This window comes from Waterburya agarophytonicola KI4, assembly GCF_020640915.1.
Lineage (GTDB): Bacteria > Cyanobacteriota > Cyanobacteriia > Cyanobacteriales > Xenococcaceae > Waterburya > Waterburya agarophytonicola.
In genome coordinates this window covers 20,071-38,533 of the sequence record NZ_JADWDC010000006.1, presented here as the reverse complement: position 1 = coordinate 38,533, position 18,463 = coordinate 20,071, and the positions used below count along the sequence as shown (strand labels likewise).

Annotated in this window: 15 protein-coding genes; 8 read left to right on the top strand and 7 right to left on the bottom strand. The window is 39.8% G+C overall.

Annotated elements, in window-relative coordinates; all coding sequences use genetic code 11:
• Positions 1–17: 17 nt before the first annotated feature.
• On the top strand, positions 18–1,034 hold the full coding sequence (locus I4641_RS03670) for a DNA cytosine methyltransferase (protein WP_229639110.1): 1,017 nt from the start codon (positions 18–20) through the stop codon (positions 1,032–1,034).
• An 8-nt stretch (positions 1,035–1,042) separates the two neighbouring features.
• Here the strand turns inward: I4641_RS03670 and trpC are convergent, their stop codons facing one another.
• The gene (trpC, locus tag I4641_RS03665; RefSeq protein WP_229639109.1) at positions 1,043–1,927 is read right to left on the bottom strand and encodes an indole-3-glycerol phosphate synthase TrpC; all 885 of its coding nucleotides are present in this window, start codon (positions 1,925–1,927) and stop codon (positions 1,043–1,045) included.
• A 195-nt stretch (positions 1,928–2,122) separates the two neighbouring features.
• On the opposite strand from trpC, the gene mltA reads away from it, so the two are divergent.
• Positions 2,123–3,370, top strand: a complete 1,248-nt coding sequence (gene mltA, locus I4641_RS03660) for a murein transglycosylase A (RefSeq protein WP_229639108.1) — start codon at positions 2,123–2,125, stop codon at positions 3,368–3,370.
• 62 nt (positions 3,371–3,432) lie between these two features.
• Positions 3,433–4,656, top strand: coding sequence for a glycosyltransferase family 4 protein (locus tag I4641_RS03655; RefSeq protein ID WP_229639107.1), 1,224 nt, complete (start codon positions 3,433–3,435; stop codon positions 4,654–4,656).
• Positions 4,657–4,757: 101 nt separating this feature from the next.
• On the opposite strand, the gene carB is transcribed toward I4641_RS03655, so the two are convergent.
• On the bottom strand, positions 4,758–8,009 hold the full coding sequence (carB, locus tag I4641_RS03650; protein ID WP_229639106.1) for a carbamoyl-phosphate synthase large subunit: 3,252 nt from the start codon (positions 8,007–8,009) through the stop codon (positions 4,758–4,760).
• A 173-nt stretch (positions 8,010–8,182) separates the two neighbouring features.
• Here carB and I4641_RS03645 point away from each other — a divergent pair, with 173 nt between their 5' ends.
• Positions 8,183–9,007 (top strand): sulfurtransferase, encoded by an 825-nt coding sequence (locus I4641_RS03645; protein WP_229639105.1) that lies wholly within the window; start codon positions 8,183–8,185, stop codon positions 9,005–9,007.
• A gap of 14 nt (positions 9,008–9,021) precedes the next feature.
• Here the strand turns inward: I4641_RS03645 and I4641_RS03640 are convergent, their stop codons facing one another.
• Positions 9,022–10,410: a sensor histidine kinase gene (locus tag I4641_RS03640; RefSeq protein WP_229639104.1), complete on the bottom strand. Its 1,389-nt coding sequence runs from the start codon at positions 10,408–10,410 to the stop codon at positions 9,022–9,024.
• An 89-nt stretch (positions 10,411–10,499) separates the two neighbouring features.
• On the opposite strand from I4641_RS03640, the gene I4641_RS03635 reads away from it, so the two are divergent.
• Together I4641_RS03635 and I4641_RS03630 are read left to right on the top strand one after the other, a co-directional pair.
• Positions 10,500–10,697, top strand: coding sequence for a DUF751 family protein (locus tag I4641_RS03635; protein ID WP_229639103.1), 198 nt, complete (start codon positions 10,500–10,502; stop codon positions 10,695–10,697).
• A 61-nt stretch (positions 10,698–10,758) separates the two neighbouring features.
• Positions 10,759–11,433, top strand: a complete 675-nt coding sequence (locus I4641_RS03630) for a rhomboid family intramembrane serine protease (RefSeq protein ID WP_229639102.1) — start codon at positions 10,759–10,761, stop codon at positions 11,431–11,433.
• Between the two features lie 112 nt (positions 11,434–11,545).
• Here the strand turns inward: I4641_RS03630 and I4641_RS03625 are convergent, their stop codons facing one another.
• Positions 11,546–11,818, bottom strand: a complete 273-nt coding sequence (locus I4641_RS03625) for a DUF1830 domain-containing protein (RefSeq protein WP_229639101.1) — start codon at positions 11,816–11,818, stop codon at positions 11,546–11,548.
• Positions 11,819–12,515: 697 nt separating this feature from the next.
• Here I4641_RS03625 and I4641_RS03620 point away from each other — a divergent pair.
• Positions 12,516–14,069, top strand: a complete 1,554-nt coding sequence (locus I4641_RS03620; protein WP_229639100.1) for a B12-binding domain-containing radical SAM protein — start codon at positions 12,516–12,518, stop codon at positions 14,067–14,069.
• A gap of 68 nt (positions 14,070–14,137) precedes the next feature.
• On the opposite strand, the gene I4641_RS03615 is transcribed toward I4641_RS03620, so the two are convergent.
• The 3 genes from I4641_RS03615 to I4641_RS03605 form a co-directional block, all read right to left on the bottom strand.
• Entirely contained in the window at positions 14,138–15,892 is a 1,755-nt protein-coding gene (locus I4641_RS03615) for a R3H domain-containing nucleic acid-binding protein (protein ID WP_229639099.1), read from the bottom strand.
• A 50-nt stretch (positions 15,893–15,942) separates the two neighbouring features.
• Complete coding sequence (ldpA, locus tag I4641_RS03610; protein WP_229639098.1) at positions 15,943–17,103, bottom strand: circadian clock protein LdpA; 1,161 nt, start codon at positions 17,101–17,103, stop codon at positions 15,943–15,945.
• 124 nt (positions 17,104–17,227) lie between these two features.
• A complete protein-coding gene (locus I4641_RS03605; RefSeq protein ID WP_229639097.1) occupies positions 17,228–17,848 on the bottom strand; it encodes a vWA domain-containing protein in 621 nt (206 codons plus the stop codon).
• 270 nt (positions 17,849–18,118) lie between these two features.
• On the opposite strand from I4641_RS03605, the gene I4641_RS03600 reads away from it, so the two are divergent.
• Positions 18,119–18,445, top strand: a complete 327-nt coding sequence (locus tag I4641_RS03600; RefSeq protein WP_229639096.1) for a hypothetical protein — start codon at positions 18,119–18,121, stop codon at positions 18,443–18,445.
• The last annotated feature ends 18 nt before the right edge of the window (positions 18,446–18,463 follow it).

Here is an 18,463-nt window from a genome sequence, read left to right as displayed (position 1 = left end):
GAAAAATCAGTAATTAAATGAATATTGTATCTCTATTTTCTGGCTGTGGAGGATTAGATTTAGGTTTCTATCAAGCTGGATTTAATGTTATTTTTGCTAATGAATACGATCGCTCTATATGGGAGACTTATGAACTCAATCATCCTCAAACAAAATTAGATAAACGAGATATCAGAAATATTTCATCGAATGATATTCCTGATTGTATTGGCATTATAGGTGGTCCTCCTTGTCAAAGTTGGAGTGAAGCAGGTGCAGGAAGAGGGATTGATGATAATAGGGGACAATTATTCTATGAATACATCAGAATTGTTCGAGATAAACAACCATTATTTTTTTTAGCTGAAAATGTTCGAGGTATTTTAGCTAATAGAAATATTCAAGCTTTTACAAATATACTCAATCAGTTTAGAGAAATTGGTTATAATGTTTCTTATCAATTACTAAATGCTAATAGTTTTGATGTTCCTCAAGATAGAAAAAGAGTGATAATTGTTGGCTATCAGGAGACAATAAATCGTTATTTTCAATTTCCTCAAGCTATTAATAGAAGATTGACTTTAAAAGATGCGATATACGATTTAAGTTCAATTGAACCAAATAAAGTCAAAGATAAACTAAATGATAAATATCATAAAATAGCAAACCATGAATATTTAGATGCTAGTTATTCTAGTATTTATATGTCAAGAAATCGCGTGAGAATGTGGAATGAGCCTTCTTTTACCATTCAAGCTGGAGGAAGACACGCACCAATTCATCCGCAAGCTAACAAAATGATTTTTGTTGAAAAAGATACAAGAATATTCGATCCTAATTCTCCTAAGCCTTATCGCAGATTATCGGTTAGGGAATGTGCAAGGATACAAACTTTTCCCGATCGCTTTATCTTAAAATATCAGTATATAAACCACGGTTATAAAATGATTGGGAATGCTGTACCTGTTAATTTAGCCAAGATCCTTGCAAAAGCAATAAAAACAGATATAAAGTCCCCCACTGGAGGACTTAAATCAAACAAATCAATTTCTTGAACGAGCTATCAAACAGAAAACAAATCAAAAACTGCTTGTTCTATATTCTCTTGCTTGACTAAAGATTCGCCAATTAAAACTGCTTTTGCTCCTGCTTGTCGAACAGTTTGCAAATCTTTTAAAGTATGCAAACCAGATTCACTTACGACTAAAATATTCCGTTGTTCTAGAATATCTTTTCTTGCAGCAAAGAGATCGGCGGTAGTTGTCAAACTAACCGAAAAATCTTCTAGATTGCGGTTATTAATTCCAATTAATTCCACACCATCAATTGCCAATACTCGATCCAATTCTTCTAAAGTATGTACTTCAATTAAAGGAGTCATACCCAAAGCTTTAACAATTTTAACGAAATAATTTAAGTCTTTATCTGATAAAATTGCAGCAATTAATAAGACTGCATCTGCGCCTTTGGCACGAGCGAGATACATTTGATAGGGATAAATAATAAATTCTTTGCACAGTAGGGGTAAATCTACTTGCTGTCTGACTAAACTCAGATTATCAAAACCTCCCTGAAAAAATTTTTCATCGGTTAAGACAGATAGACAACTAGCACCACCTTTTTCGTAAGCAAGCGAGATCGCCACAGGATCGAAATCAGCTTTAATTACTCCCTTTGAGGGAGAGGCTTTTTTAACTTCAGCAATTAATGCTGGATTGGTTTTACCTTGGCGTAATGCAGCCAAAAAATCTTTGGTAGGGGGTGCATCTTGTACCTGTTGGCGCAATTCCAATAGAGACAAGCGATCTCGCATTCTTGATACTTCTACTTCTTTATACCAAACAATTTCTTCCAAAATATTATTTGGCTCGCAATTAGGAATATCCGACTGATATTCTACTTCCCCTGAATTGATTTTAGGATTGGGATTTCTTCTTCTTATTTGCATTAGTAATTGATAATTAAACTGAAAATGTGGTCTTTTTTCCAGACTGTCTTAAGTTTGTCTAACTTTTCTCTCGGGCTTAGCACTTCTCAATTACTTTAATCTATTGTGTCCATCTACTTATTAGTTATTAGTTATTGTCCATTGAAAAAAAAATAGTCTACCCTGAGGGAGTTAACTATGTAATGCGTTGCTGCAATGATTAGATCGGTTTCTAGTTTTTGTTTGGGTTTGAGTATCGTCGCCGTCAGCTCTTTAGGACAAGTTGCTAATGCCCAGGTATTGCGACAAGTATCAACCGAAAGAATCAAATATGTTGGTCTAGATGATAAATTAGGCAATAGCCAGCCTGATTCTGATAAACGTGCTGTTTATCGCTGGAATACTAATCCTAGTTGTCCTGCTGCTAAACCCAAAGCCAAGGAAACGTCTACTTGGAATAAATCCCAACGCCAGGCTTTAGAGAAAGCGATCGACCATAGCCTTTATTATTTAAGCACCCCCAAAGCAGCCCGCACTTATCGCAAATATACCAAGACTAAATTTAACTTAGCCCATACTAGGCGATCGCTTTTACGCTTTAAAGAATTATTACTCACTACTGATTCTCCTCAAGCTTTAGAAAAGGCAGTCAAGGAAGAATTTGCGTTTTATCAGTCTGTAGGCAAGGATAAACGGGGAAAAGTAGAATTTACAGGCTATTTTGAACCAACTTATACCGCTAGCCGAGTTCGTACTGCCGAATATCCCTATCCTCTCTATCGTCAACCCCCCAATTTTAAACGTTGGTCCCGTCCCCATCCTACCCGCGCTCAGTTAGAAGGAAAAGACGGTTTAGCCCAGGGAAAAAGCCTTTTACGAGGTCACGAGCTAGTTTGGTTGAGCGATCGCCTAGAAGCCTTTCTCGTCCAGGTACAAGGATCGGCAAAACTGAAAATGACAGATGGTACTACTATGACAGTAGGCTATAACGGCACGACTAATTATCATTACGTTAGTGTTGGTGGAGAATTGGTTAAAGATGGGGTATTTGGCAAAGACGAATTAACTCTACCCAAGTTATTGGCATATTTTGCACAAAATCCGCAAAAGCTAGACGAATATATTCCCCGTAACAATCGTTTTATCTTCTTCCGCGAAACTAACGGCAAAGCCCCTACAGGTAATTTGGGCGTACCTGTTACGGGCGATCGCTCTATTGCCACCGATAAATCTTTAATGCCCCCTGGTGCGTTAGCCCTTATTGTTGCACCCATTCCCGATCTAGAGTCAACAGGAGAAATTGAAACTAGAGTAGTCAGTCGCTATGTCTTAGATCAAGATACGGGTAGTGCCATTAAAGGTGCGGGAAGAGTTGATATTTTCTTGGGTAGTGGAGAAACCGCAGGAGAAAGAGCAGGTAGACTAAACGGTAGTGGCAATTTATTTTATTTGCTGCTCAAGTAATTTATTAACCAATAAACTGTATAGACGAGGCGTACCTTGTCTCCAACATAATCAATGAATAAATGAAAATCCTCATTCTCTGCTCTACTTTTCCCTATCCCCCAACCAAAGGCAGAAAAGAACTTAGAACATTTCATCTGCTCGAATATCTCAATACTCACCATCAAGTTACTTTAATTACTCGTCGCGATCGCACGATTAGCGATGCAGAAGTTGAGGCACTTGAAGAACAAGTGGAAGAGTTAGTTATTTTTGATTTAGACTTGAATAGCGAACCTGGGGGATTGATCGATAAAGCAAAACGTTTGGGAACATTTGTTCGGCAAAAAACCCCACCAGATGTATTAGATAGCTATTGCCCTGAAATGGCAGAATGGATAGCACAAGCCGTTAAGGAGGGTAGATTTGACGTGCTTGCTTGTGAGGATAATTCCGACGAGATTTATATTGATCGCGTCTGGCACAAACAGCTAGGTGTAGTATTAAACTTACACTATTCTGAATACGCTAAATACAAGCAGCAGTTGGCAACAGGAAATTCGGAAAACGAACTAAAAGATCAGATTAATTTAGGATTGCGCAAACGATACGAACAAAATTACTTAGAGAAATTTGGCTCAATTATCACCGTCACTAGTAAGGATAAGAGTATCATCAAGGAATTAGAACCAGAAAGCGAAGTTACTGTCATTCCCAATGGGGTAGATCTAAGCAAGTTTTCTCGTCGTATTACCAACCAGGGGGGACAAAGAATCGTATTTGTCGGTAACATGGATCGAGCCATGAATATTGATGCTGCTCGATTTTTAGCCCTAGAAGTATTTCCCGCAATTTGCGATCGCTATCCCGAAGCAGTTTTAGAATTAGTCGGTGCCAAACCTACCCCAGAAATTTTAGAATTAGATGATTTACCAGGTATTGTAGTTACAGGAAAAGTAAAAAACGTCTTAGAATATCTCCATTGGGCAACAGTATGTGTAATTCCTATTCGTCAAGGATATGGCTTGAGAAATCGTACCTTAGAAGCCATGGCATCAGGCGTACCTGTCGTAGGAAGCGATCGCGCTTTAGCCGAGTTTAAAGTTGATGGTTCGACTGTTTCTCTTCGGGCGATGCGAGCCAATACTTTAGAGGAATATATTTATGCCATTGGACGTTTATTCTCTGAAGCCAAATTACGGGAAAAACTATCACAAAACGCGCGATCGCTTGTTGAAGCTGAATATACTTGGGACAAGATAGGACAGAAATACGAACGGGTATTATTGGATTCAGTAATTGCTTGATTACTATTGTGGCGGGCAAACTATACAGCAAACTATACAATTTTATTTAAAGTAAACCGATTGATTTTTTTGCCCACCTAGGATTAACTAACTGTCAATCATTAACTGAGATATTCTTGTAATGCCTTAACCTCCAAAGGCTCGGATTGCAAAGAACGAATTGCTGCTACAGTTGCTTTAGCCCCTGCAATGGTAGTAATAATAGGCAATTTATAATCTAATGCCATTCTTCTAATTAATTGAGCGTCAGTTTGAGATTCTTCTCCTGTGGGAGTATTAATAATCAGTTGAATTTGATTATTTTTAATCGAATCTTCGATATTAGGACGACCCTCGTGAAGTTTTAGAATTAAATCTACGTCTTTAACTCCATCTGCTTGCAGTGCCTTTTGCGTTCCTGTGGTAGCCACAATTTTAAAGCCTAGATTGATGAAGTCTTGAATAACAGGAACGATCGCTTTTTTATCTCGTTCGTTCATCGAGACAAATACCGTACCTGTTAAGGCTAAGTCTACTCCCGCACCTATTTCCGCTTTAGCAAAAGCTTTACCAAAGTCTGTGTCTATACCCATTACTTCCCCCGTTGAGCGCATTTCAGGGCCTAGTAAGGTATCCGTACTGGGGAATTTATTGAACGGTAGTACGGCTTCTTTGACAGCGATATGTTTGGGAATGATTTCTTTCTCTATTCCCAAAGATTCTAAACTTTTGCCCGACATTACCAAAGATGCGACTTTTGCTAACTGAACCCCTGTAGCCTTAGAAACAAAAGGAACGGTACGAGAAGCGCGGGGATTGGCTTCGATAATATATACCTGTTCTCCTTGCACTGCATATTGAATATTCATTAACCCGACTACTTTTAACGCCTTGGCTAATTTATCCGTCCAATCGCGAATAGTTGCGATCGCACTTTCAGGTAATGAGTTATAAGGAATCGAACAAGCTGAATCTCCTGAATGTATCCCTGCCTGTTCGATGTGTTCCATAATGCCTCCAATGACGACTTTACCAGTAGTGTCGCAAAGAGCATCTACATCCACCTCGATCGCATTTTCCAAGAACTTATCAATCAGAATAGGATGGTCTGGTTCGACTTGTACTGCATAGGTCATGTAGTGTTTCAAATCTGCATCGGAATAGACAATTTCCATCGCTCTCCCACCCAATACATAGGAAGGACGAACTACTACGGGATAGGAGATGCGGTTAGCAATTTTGAGAGATTCTTCATAACTACGAGCAAGACCATTAGGCGGTTGCTTAATATCTAATTCCCGTAATATTTGCTCGAATCTCTCCCGATCTTCTGCTGCATCAATGGAATCTGGAGATGTTCCCCAAATCTTAGTCTGTAAGGGAGAATGGCTGTTCGCTACTTCTAAATATTCCTGTAATGGGATGGCTAATTTCAGGGGAGTTTGTCCGCCAAACTGAACGATAATACCTGCGGGGTTTTCTGCCTCAATGATATTTAGAACATCTTCTTTAGTTAAAGGTTCAAAATAAAGGCGATCGCTGGTATCGTAGTCGGTAGATACGGTTTCGGGATTAGAATTCACCATAATGGTTTCATATCCCGCATCCGAAAGAGCAAAGGCTGCATGACAGCAACAGTAATCAAACTCAATTCCCTGTCCGATGCGGTTTGGGCCTCCTCCAAGAATCATTACTTTCGATTTATCCGAAGGAGTAATTTCTGACTCCCCTTCTTCATAGGTAGAGTAATAATAGGGCGTGAAAGCTTCAAATTCAGCAGCGCAGGTATCGACCAATTTATATACAGGTATTATCCCCAATTCTTTGCGATGGGTACGTACCTCATCTTCGGTGGTCTTAGTCGCAAAAGCAATTTGGCGATCGCTAAATCCTTGTTGTTTGACATAACGCATTTGTTGTGACGAAATTTTGCTCAAAGAAGTACGAATGAGAAACTTCTCTGTTGCCAACAATTCCTGCATCTTATCCAAAAACCAGAGATCGATTGCTGTCAATTGATGAATTTCTTCGGGAGTCATTCCCAGTCTCATCCCTTGATAAACACTAAAGATGCGATCGGGGTTGGGAGTCCGCAGACTAGAGCGTATTTGAGGAATGGAGGGCAGGGTTTCTCCGCGATCGCAACCAAAGCCATAACGACCAATTTCTAAAGATCTCAGAGCTTTTTGGAAGGATTCATTAAAAGTCCTACCGATCGCCATTGCTTCCCCCACCGACTTCATTTGAGTCGTTAAGATGGGTTTTGTTCCTGGGAATTTCTCAAAAGCAAAGCGAGGAATTTTAGTAACTACATAATCAATAGTAGGCTCAAAAGATGCGGGAGTTTTTTGGGTAATATCGTTCGATATTTCGTCTAAGGTATAGCCCACAGCCAATTTAGCAGCAAATTTGGCAATAGGAAAACCCGTCGCCTTAGAAGCTAATGCCGAAGACCTCGATACCCGGGGATTCATCTCAATCACAATTACTTCCCCGTTAAGGGGGTTAATCGCAAATTGAATATTAGATCCTCCTGTTTCTACCCCAATTTCACGAATAATCGCTAAAGAATAATCTCTCAAACGCTGATATTCTTTATCTGTCAGAGTTTGGGCGGGAGCTACAGTAATAGAATCTCCCGTATGTACCCCCATAGGGTCGATGTTTTCAATGGAACAGATAATCACTACATTATCTGCCAAATCTCGCATTACTTCTAGTTCGTATTCCTTCCAACCCAAAAGGGACTTATCGACTAAAATCTGATTTACAGGGGAGGCATCAATCCCCGATGCCGAAATTTGCTCGTATTCTTCTTGGTTGTAGGCAATACCGCCTCCAGTACCCCCTAGAGTAAAAGCAGGACGAATAATCAAGGGATAGCTACCAATTTCTTTGGCAATTTCTCTGGCTTCTTCTAAATTATTGGCAATACCATTCGGACACATCGGTACGCCAATTTTTTCCATGGCTTCTTTAAATAACAGGCGATCTTCCGCCTTTTCAATGGCTGGTAATTTTGCCCCAATTAGTTCTACGCCATATTTATCCAACACGCCACTCTTAGCCAGGGACACGGCAATATTCAATGCCGTTTGTCCTCCCATTGTAGGTAACAAAGCATCTGGCTTTTCTTTGGCAATCACTTTTTCCACTATCTCGGGGGTTAACGGTTCGATATAGGTACGATTTGCCATCTCAGGATCGGTCATAATCGAAGCAGGATTGGAATTAACCAGAACTACTTCATACCCTTCTTCCCGCAATGCTTTGCAAGCTTGTGTTCCCGAATAGTCAAATTCACAAGCTTGCCCAATTACGATGGGACCCGAACCAAGAAGTAAAATTTTGTGGAGATCGTTGCGACGGGGCATAATTACTCTGTCTTTTGCCTAACTTATACTGCTAGCGTTTTATTGTATAGTTTCTTGCGCCCCATAACCGTATCTCCTTTATCTACATTTAATTTAATTTCCTGGTTAAGACTGGGGAAGGGGTAAAAAAATTTATTAATATCAAGAAAAGCGATCGCGCCTTATAGTTAACTATGAGACATACAAAATATCTTGTTGATAGTGAATGGCTAGAACAAAATCTAGATAATCCCCAGGTAGTTATAGTAGACTGTCGCTTTCAGTTAGCCGATCCTAATTGGGGAAGATCGCAATATCGCGCTTCCCATATCCAAGGTGCGTATTATCTTAATTTAGATCGAGATTTATCCAGTGAAGTACAACTTCATGGCGGAAGACACCCCTTACCAAATATGGATGTGTTGACACACAAGTTTGCCAGTCTGGGGATTATTCAGCAGGAAACCCTGGTTGTGGCTTATGATGATTCTCGCTTTGCTTTTGCAGCTCGCTTGTGGTGGTTATTGCGCTATTTGGGACACGATCGCGTGGTTTTGTTGGATGGAGGTTGGCAGGATTGGCTAAAGCGTAATTACCCTGTTAATAATGCTATTCCTGAAGCTAAATCGGGGAATTTTTCTCCTCAACCCCATGGAGATTGGCTGGCGGATATAAATATGGTTAAAGCATCTCAGAGTAAAGAGAGGGTAACTATTATAGATTCCCGCGATCGCGATCGCTATTTGGGATTAACCGAACCCATAGATCCCATTGCAGGAAGTATTGCAGGGGCGGTTAATTCTCCCTGGAAGCAGGTAAGTAATGAATTGGGCTATCTCCAGCCTTTAGAAATTCAGCAGCAATTATGGCAAGATTATCGATCAGCAGAAGAGATTATTGTCTATTGTGGATCTGGGGTAACGGCTTGTGTTAATTTGTTTTCTCTCGCCTTGGCTGGAGTACAAAATACTAAATTGTATGCTGGGGGTTGGAGTGATTGGTGTTCCTATTTGAATTGAAATAATTGATGCTTTTACTCTTCTTTACTGTGAGGAAATAAGATTTTAAAAGTAGTACCTTCTCCTAAAGTGCTTTCTACAGAAATTTGCCCCTGGTGGCTTTCTACAATTGCTTTGACAATTGCCAATCCCAACCCCGCACCTGTAGGTGTATTGATTTCTCGTTGAGAAGTACGAGAGGGATCTCCGCGATAAAAGCGATCGAAGATATAGGGTAAAGCAGATTCGGGAATACCATCACCATTATCTTTGACTGTAACTTGCAGTTCGTATTGGGGGCTTGTTTCCCGCACGCGAATAGTTTTGGTGATAGATTTAATAATTTCTAATTCTATTTCTACCGAAGCATCCTCAGATTTTGTTGGGTTATCGGTATGTTCGATCGCATTAGCAATCAAGTTAGTAAATAAACGAGATAGCCGATCCCAATCTCCTTGAATGGTAAAAATATCCTCTTCCTTAAAATCTTTTCCCTCTAATTCGGGTTCGACAATATGTAAAGAGAGAAATAAATCCTTTTGAGTAGCAGCAATACGTTGTTCTTCAATTACATCAATTAATAAAGCATCTAACGGTACGGGTTGCCATTCTTGCTGTACAATACCACTATCAGCACGAGCGAGAAACAATAGATCGTTGACCAAACGTCCCAACTTCTGAGTTAAGCGTTCGATTATCTGTAATTGCCTTTTTTGCAATTGAGGTTCCGCTTCGGGATATGCCAAAGCCATCTGTACGTTAGTTTGAATTGTCGCAATGGGGTTACGCAACTCGTGGGAAGCATCGGCAGTAAATTGCTTCAAACTAGAATAAGAAACCTGGATCGGTTCGATCGCAATTCCCGAAAGAAACCAACCAATACCACCCACCGAAAGAATCATAAGACTGATACCAATAATTAGATCTCTGGTCAACTGTTCGATCGGTTTGGTAACTTCAAACCAAGGATGACTAACCCGTAGATAACCCAACACCCGATGTTCTAATTCCACCTTCTGCACTATCTGGCGAACAATGCGATCGCGACTCAGATAGACTGTTTCTCCACTACGATGGAAATGAAAGGGATAATCAATCGGTTGCTCGAAGGTAGACCATAATAATTCCTGTTGAGGGTTAAACCATTCTAAATCTATATGGTCGTCTTCTAAACCATTAACATTCTGATTAAAACTGGCATCCACATTAACCCCATATCGCCCTTTGGTTTCTGCTAGGGGTTGAATTACCAACGAGCGATCAACTACCTCCACCACGTGCTTTAAAGTATCGTCAATGCGATCGACTAAGGTGGTGCGGACATAACAATATACGCCGATGGCAAACAGTAATAACAATACCGCAGTTACCGAGGTATACCACAAAGCTAAACGGCGACGAGTAGATTGAAATAGTAAGTTCATTTACAAAGTGTTGAATGTCGATCGTCTGATGTTGAATAATAAATAAAGATTGAGATCCACATTTTAAAATTTTTAAAATTTTCTAGATAATGCAAGACTTTTTTCAAAACGTTTCCCGCTACCCTCGCTACATGATTAGTTTAATCGCTGGAATATTTTGGTTTTTCCTCGAACAACTCAAGCCATTCCTCAAAAATCCCGTAACGGCGATCGCTGTATTTGGATTATTAGGTGGTGGCTTCGTTATGCTATATCTAACCCTAGAAGCGATGCTAGGAATTAATTAGTTTATTTAGTTTATTTAGTTTATTCAGAATAACAACGAAGCATAAGCAACCATAACGATTAATGATTCCCATTAATGACGAAAATCCCACTCCTAGTACTCCGATTGTAGTTTATGCCCTAATTGCAATTAATGTGGTGGTTTTTCTCCATCAAATGACTTTGGGCGCGGGAATGGCAGGTTTTTTTCAGCTTTATGCTGTTATTCCCCGAGAATTAAGCGCGAGTTTTAATGGAGTTGCTATAAATCAGCCAGTACCAGAACTTTTGACCCTGATAACCTCCCAGTTTCTTCACGGTGGCTTGATGCACATCGGCGGAAATATGCTGTTTCTCTGGACTTTTGGCGATAATATCGAACACGACCTCGGACACGTCAAGTTTCTCTTCTTTTATTTATTTTGTGGCGTTTTAGCAGGACTTACTCACTGGTTCTTTGGTATGCAGTCTGGTGTTCCTACGGTGGGAGCTAGCGGAGCGATCGCAGGAGTAATGGGAGCTTATATAATTAAATATCCCAAAGCAAAAATTGTCACTCTCCTCCCTCTATTCATTATTTGGACGACAGTACGCATTCCTGCTGTCTATTTTTTGGGTTTTTGGTTCATACAGCAAGCAATTAGTAGCGTCGCTTCTCTAGGAATGCCTGAAGCTGGGGGAGTCGCCTATTGGGCTCACGCAGGAGGTTTTATCTTTGGGGCTGTTTTAGCACCGATATTGGGTTTGATGAATGACTAGTGCAATTCTTAATTTATCTCACGAAAAAGCGATCGCCAATCTCATGTAGATATAGCGATCACTTTTTAAATTTTAAAATATTTTTAAATATTTTAAAATTTTTGCTTTCTAGCTAGCTAGCAGAATAACCAGGAACAGAAGAAGTTAACTGTAATTTTTGGCAATCTATAGTTTCCGACAGAATAGAGCTAATTGCCGTACCAGTATGAATCTCTAATTTAGCTATAACTGGAGCTTCAAAAATCAAGCGTTGTCCTGGAAAAATAACTCTTTCAAAAGACCAATGGGGAATGTTGGTAATACGAGCAATTTCTACATGAGTAGAAGTATTAACATAACAACAGATAGCAAGCTTTTGAGTAGGATTTTTTAAAGTGGATAGCATTTTTTAGATTTTGGCTGTAAATATTGTGTAAGAGGAATGTGGGTAATATTTTGCGAGTTTTTGTAATTAGTCTGACAATTTACACTCACTTGTCAAAATGACTAAATATAGTTGGTATTTTCGGGTCTTTCTGGTCATTTTTATTCGTTTTAATTGGCTTTAACCTCGATCCCTAATGGTCTGCAAATCAATTAGGCTAAATCCTTGGTAGATTTTGCTTTTTTAAAAGATTTACTTACACTAAGCTTAGATAGAGCCTATAAGCTGTTTTTTTTAAATGAATCTTATTTCAAATATTGATTGAGAAAATCTAGTATAACTCTTATTATGTAAATTCACTCACTGAAAAACAACGGGGAATATACCGATCCCTAAGTGGATTTTTACACTATCTTCATGAAAATAAAAATATTGATTAAATAATCTCAAATATATTGAGTTATTGGTAGTTCCCGATGCTTTTTTCCTGAAAGCAATCTTTTTTCTTCGAGGAATATAAATTGATAATCTTAAGATTATTTTTATATTTTACAAACTCAAGAAGTTGAAAATTTATTAATCATAATTTGCCCTAGAATTCAACTAAATCCACTGATAAATATCGATTTTTCAGAATTAAATAAACGTTTAATGCCAAATTATTGGTCGAAAGGGATAAGCTTAGGTTATTCCAAATTCTTAGTGTGAGGCATTACATATGAGGGCTTTATTGATATACCCCCTATTTCCCAAAAGTTTCTGGTCATTTGAGAAAACCTTAGCTTTGGTAGACTGTAAGGCTCTAATGCCACCATTAGGTCTAATTACAGTAGCTGCTATCCTACCTCAAGAGTGGGAATTTCGACTCGTAGACCATAATATCGAAGAAATAACCGAATCAGACTGGGATTGGGCAGAATTAGTCATTCTTTCGGGAATGATCGTCCAGAAAAATGATATGTTAGCTCAGGTAAGAGAAGCCAAACGAAGAAACATCCCAGTAGCAGTAGGCGGTCCTTATGCAACTACTTCTCCCCATGAAGTATCGGATGCTGAAGTAGATTTTTTGATCCTCGATGAGGGAGAAATAACCTTACCCATGTTTGTTGAAGCGATTGAAAAAGGCGATCGCTCTGGTATCTTTAGATCTGCGGAAAAACCTGCGGTAACAGAAACACCTATACCCCGTTACGACTTATTAGACTTGACGGCATACGATAATATGTCGGTGCAATTTTCCCGTGGTTGTCCTTTCCAATGTGAATTTTGCGACATTATCGTGCTTTATGGACGCAAACCCCGCACAAAAGAACCCCAACAACTGCTAGCAGAATTAGAGTGTATTTACAACCTTGGCTGGCGCGGTGCAGTATTTATGGTGGATGATAATTTTATTGGTAATAAGCGTAACGTAAAACTATTACTTAAAGAATTAAAAGTTTGGATGGCAGAAAAGGAATATCCTTTTGGCTTAACTACAGAAGCTTCCGTCGATCTAGCTCAAGATGATGAGTTGATGAAGTTGATGGTGGAATGTAACTTTAAAAAAGTCTTCTTGGGTATTGAAACTCCCGACCAAGATAGTTTGGCTTTAACTAGCAAATTTCAAAATACTCGCGATCCTCTAACGGAATCTATTGATAAGATTACTAGGGCGGGAATGCAAGTAATGGCAGGGTTTATAATTGGCTTTGATGGGGAAAAACCCCGCGCAGGAGAACGTATTGTTCAATTCGTCAATCAAACTAATATTCCTCTGGCAATGTTTAGTATGCTACAAGCTTTGCCCAGCACGGCGTTGTGGGATAGATTGGAAAAAGAAGGTAGATTGCTCAACTCTAGTGCCAATATCAATCAGACAACTTTGATGAACTTTGTTCCCACTAGAGATATTGAAGAAATTGCCACGGAATACGTCAATGCTTTTTGGCAATTATACGATCCTGCTGCATATCTAGATCGTATTTTTAAATATTATATGAAGTTGGGATCTGTCAAAAACTCTAAATCCCTCAGACCAAGCTGGAAAACGATTCGCGCTCTTGGTTTGTTGTTATGGAAACAGGGTATCATCGCTCAAACTCGCTGGCTATTTTGGCGTAATTTGATTCGAGTTTTGATTGAGAAACCTCGTCAATTAGAAAGTTATATGACTCTATGTGCTTACTTAGAACATTTTACTGAATATCGTTTTATTGTCCGCGAACAAATTAACACTCAGTTGGCTAATTACATTGCTTCTAAACCCGAAGCCGAAAAAGTTGCTAGTTAGCAATAAAATTATTGAAATTACGCAAAAAGCGATCGCCTTAGATAAAGCGATCGCTTTTTTCTGATATTTTAGGCAGGATAAATCCTCAGACGGCGATTTGGCTCATCTCCAAAACTATCAGACTGCAAACGATAGTGTTCGATCAATTCGTGCTGCATTTTCCTGACTTTTGCCGATCTCGGTAATAATTCGACAGGTTGTCCTTGGGGAATTACTATTTGCTCTACAGCCAACCTAGCTTCTTCTAGTGCCTCAATTTCGTCATCGCTTCCCGCTTTACTAAACAGTCGCAGATCTGTTGGTTCGGGAATATTAGGGTCATCTAGATTTAATATCTGACGAAAAGTACGAGTAATTTGAGGGATAGTATTAGACTTAACCGTATAAATCGGGATCTGACGATCTTTAGCAATATTACGCAATTTAGAATGATGTTTAATTTGCGATCGCAACGCCACTACCGCATCTGCTTCATCTAAATCTTTGGTTAGCATAATAGGCAAATCCAGCACTTCTATGACCCGATCTAATTGCGACCGACCGATACCATAGGCATAGATATAAACGGGCCAATCTTCTCCATTGGGACCAGGAGTACGAATTTTTTTACTATTAGGCTCTTTAGTCTGCCAAGATCGATCCAGCAGGCGATCAAATTCTGTCCCGCCCCCTCTAGGTTTAGTTGCACCAAAAGATACTGGAGTCATCTTGCCCGATGCTCGCAAACCTTGGGGATGCAAAGGAGTAACTGTAGCAGTATTTCTCGAAGGTAGAGGTTTAAAAGGAGAAGAAGATTCTTCGTGAATAATCGTCACCTCCCCACTATCATCTACCGTCCTAACTTGGGCTGCTGGCTCGATACCCCGCAATAAAGTATCAATGGTAGCCGAAACATCGTCGTGAACCACCCAACGTTGCCGTTCTAGCATCTCTACTGCGATCGCGAATGTGGGAGGAGCTTTCCGTTCTAAAATGGTCTTCTGAGTCCTCCTGCGACGGGCTTCGTCGTCTCCCAAGGTAACGCTTTGGATACCACCCACTAAATCCGATAGAGTTGGGTTTTTAATCAGGTTTTCTACGGTATTACCGTGAGCCGTTCCCACAAGCTGTACGCCTCGCTCGGCAATGGTTCTAGCTGCTAATGCTTCTAATTCCGTCCCGATTTCATCGATGACAATAACTTCGGGAGTGTGATTTTCGACTGCTTCGATCATGACTTGATGCTGTAACTCAGGGCGAGCTACCTGCATCCGACGGGCGCGACCGATAGCAGGGTGAGGAATATCTCCATCTCCCGCAATTTCGTTAGAAGTATCGACGATCACCACTCGTTTTTTAAGATCGTCGGCTAAAACCCTAGCAATTTCCCGTAATGCGGTGGTTTTTCCCACCCCAGGGCGACCTAACAGCAAAATTGACTGCCCTGTTTCTATCAAATCGCGAATCATTACAATCGTACCGAAGATTGCTCGACCAATACGACAAGTTAAGCCAATAATATCTCCAGTGCGGTTACGGATAGCACTGATACGATGTAGCGTGCGTTCAATTCCCGCACGATTATCGCTGCTAAATATTCCAACACGCTCGATACAGTATTGAAGTTCTTCTTTGGTTACGGGTTCGTCTCGTAGATAGGTTACATTATCGCTAAAACGAGCTTCTGGCAGTCTGCCTAAGTCTAAGACTACTTCAATTAGTTTATCGCTATCGGTTTTAAGGTATTCATCTAACTTAAGACGAATTGAATCGGGAAAAATGGTAAGTAATTTATCTAAATTATCGGTGACTTGCATCCGATGAGAAGGTATTTCTGACTGCATTTAAAAAAGTTGACTGTAATATTTGATCGATCGCAAGAGAAAGCTAGCTGCTAATTGCTAGCTTGTTTGATTTGACTGACTAGTTTTTTAGCAGTGGAGACAGCTTGTTCTAGTAAGTCTTGGTCTTGTTCTAGCTTCAAATTAAGCTGATTCATGGGTTGGCTTTTGATTAAATTGGGTTGAATATTTTGCAGTTCAGTTGTTTCTAACTGGTTTAAGATTGGCGACAAAATAGTGCGGGCATAACTGCCATAAGCTACCCCCGAAACAAATCGCGCCTCCAAGAATCTATCTTGTGGTCGTAGCATTTGTAAATGCTTCAGTTTCTTTACTGTATGGTCGTTTGTTCCTCCTGCTAGTTGAATATATCCTGGTAAATCTGCCTGTAAAACTTTGTTGGCGAAAGAGATGGCAGCATGGGTAGTCCCCTTGCCAATATCTCCACTCATCGAACGCCCGTCAGTCTGCCAAATTAGGGGACAAGGTAAAGGTTCGATCGATTTGTAAAGCGATCGCAAATAATCGATAACATTTTCATCATCAGTGCAGCTAATTGCTAGGAGTTGTAATTGCCCGACTATCGGCTTGAGGTCTTGCCATAAAAGCTGAAAATTATCATAGTGTCCTATTTGTGTATGAATCTCGACCGCGTCTACTGCCATCGATTCGATTAGAGAGGCGATCGCTTTGGGACTCGATATATGAGAATGATTTGTAATTAGTCCTTGGGGACATATAGGCTCGCAACGACCACACCCATAACAGAGATTTGCCACCACTCCAAGAGTACTGAGGTCAATGGCATCGGCAGGACATACTTGCACGCAAGGCTGAGGACAATTTTTCGGACATCTGGTGACGTCAAATTTTGCTTTGCGAAAATGAGGGTCTTCTCCATCGTTGATACTGACCATCAACCAGGGTGGAGAATAGTTTAAATTTTGGGGTTGAGAGGAAAATGTTTGACAATCATAATTCTTAGAAGCTGTTAATAGCTCTGTGTGTTGTTGTAGTTTTCGTGCAACTCTGATTCCTTCTCTAGCAGCAGCAATTACGGCAGGATCGGCAGCAACGTCAATACAGTCAGCACCAGCCAAACTATATGCCAATGCCAAACTGCGAACCGCAGGAAGGTGTTGATAGCTAGCTCCACAAATCAACTTGAACCAGCTACCCTTCAAGAGTGAATGTAAGGGATCGGATTGAATCACTCTTACATCCTAATAGTTTGTCGGCTGTTAGTGCTAGGTTTGTGGATTATTGGATAGTTGATTTAACTATCCTTAAATATTGAATCACATTTACACTACAAAAAACAACTCAGACAATTAGTAATTATCCTGTGACAGCATTCAACAAAACTTCAACCAAAGTTAAGCCTTGCATATCGTCAATGGTGATCGTATCAACGATATCAAATTTAGCTCCAGCAGACTCTAACTGATCGTCTAAGGCTTTCAAAAATTGAGTAGCTTTGCGGTCGTTACCGACTTGAATTAAAGAAATACCTAATTCCTCATCGCGATCGATTTGACGGGAGGCTTCAATAATTACTCTCATGACTGCTTTATAGTCATCAGGTTCGCCATCGGTAACAACTACAATGGTTTCTCCGTTAACTTTAGCTTCTCCAACTGCTTTGCGGTCAAAATAATTATTAACGGCATCCGCTAAGACACTAGCGAGATCGGTACGTCCCATCGGATCGTTTTCCGCATAGATTTTTGCTACCTTATTAGCAGTAACATTGTCGTAACGACGAAAACGACCAGAGAACAAATAAACTGTGATGCCATCGGGGTCAATTTTTTCACACTCTTGGGCCAAAGCCAAGGTAGATTCTTGAGCGGATTCCCAGCGAGTTTTTCCCCCTGGGCGATCGTTGATTGACATACTGCCACTTTTGTCAATAATCAGTGTGTAATCGCGGTCTTCGACGATAGAGCGATCGGTCATGATGTCTCGATATTTTATGTTCGGGTTTTCTCCATTACAGCCTATTACAAGGTTGAAGTTAACTGTCAAAAATCAAAAATTTTCACAGATTTGTTTAATAAAAGACTTTGAGTATTAATACTTAGTTCGGTTGGGATAATTGTAAACAGATATTGCAACTAGTAGGGAAAATATTGCAATATTCTTTGGATCTGACACCGATTAGGGAAACCTCCGCGATAATTTAAGTTATCGCAACATTTTTAGACACTATTTTCTAGGAGATTTCTAATGGATAACGAGCTACATAAATATAAGATGATTTGTACTTTGAAATTTGGTGATATTTACGGTCAGATAATTATTTGGTTGATCGTAATTTTTATTAGTTTGGCAACTACTTTGGCATTATGGAGTAGTACCAGACAAATATATGCTTTAGCAACAGTCGGAATTGTTTTAGTATTATCTTTGCCTTTTTTATTATTTGCCTTTGTCACAACTCTTTTAAATAGAATTGAGTTTGTCCCAATGGAAGAAGAGTTGCTTAGTCGTAAGGTACGCAGAAGTTCGGGATCGACTGGATCTAGTTCGGAATCAGCAGTATCACCAAGCTAGAATTTAGCTCAATTTTTG

Excerpts from the sequence above, each read along its gene's own strand:
- I4641_RS03620 (WP_229639100.1), top strand. The coding sequence starts at position 12,516 with ATGAGGGCTTTATTGATATACCCCCTATTTCCCAAAAGTTTCTGGTCA.
- carB (WP_229639106.1), bottom strand. The coding sequence starts at position 8,009 with ATGCCCCGTCGCAACGATCTCCACAAAATTTTACTTCTTGGTTCGGGT.
- I4641_RS03605 (WP_229639097.1), bottom strand. The coding sequence starts at position 17,848 with ATGACCGATCGCTCTATCGTCGAAGACCGCGATTACACACTGATTATT.
- I4641_RS03640 (WP_229639104.1), bottom strand. The coding sequence starts at position 10,410 with ATGAACTTACTATTTCAATCTACTCGTCGCCGTTTAGCTTTGTGGTAT.
- I4641_RS03635 (WP_229639103.1), top strand. The coding sequence starts at position 10,500 with ATGCAAGACTTTTTTCAAAACGTTTCCCGCTACCCTCGCTACATGATT.
- I4641_RS03630 (WP_229639102.1), top strand. The coding sequence starts at position 10,759 with ATGATTCCCATTAATGACGAAAATCCCACTCCTAGTACTCCGATTGTA.
- I4641_RS03655 (WP_229639107.1), top strand. The coding sequence starts at position 3,433 with ATGAAAATCCTCATTCTCTGCTCTACTTTTCCCTATCCCCCAACCAAA.
- I4641_RS03615 (WP_229639099.1), bottom strand. The coding sequence starts at position 15,892 with ATGCAGTCAGAAATACCTTCTCATCGGATGCAAGTCACCGATAATTTA.
- I4641_RS03645 (WP_229639105.1), top strand. The coding sequence starts at position 8,183 with ATGAGACATACAAAATATCTTGTTGATAGTGAATGGCTAGAACAAAAT.
- trpC (WP_229639109.1), bottom strand. The coding sequence starts at position 1,927 with ATGCAAATAAGAAGAAGAAATCCCAATCCTAAAATCAATTCAGGGGAA.
- I4641_RS03625 (WP_229639101.1), bottom strand. The coding sequence starts at position 11,818 with ATGCTATCCACTTTAAAAAATCCTACTCAAAAGCTTGCTATCTGTTGT.
- mltA (WP_229639108.1), top strand. The coding sequence starts at position 2,123 with ATGATTAGATCGGTTTCTAGTTTTTGTTTGGGTTTGAGTATCGTCGCC.
- I4641_RS03600 (WP_229639096.1), top strand. The coding sequence starts at position 18,119 with ATGGATAACGAGCTACATAAATATAAGATGATTTGTACTTTGAAATTT.
- I4641_RS03670 (WP_229639110.1), top strand. The coding sequence starts at position 18 with ATGAATATTGTATCTCTATTTTCTGGCTGTGGAGGATTAGATTTAGGT.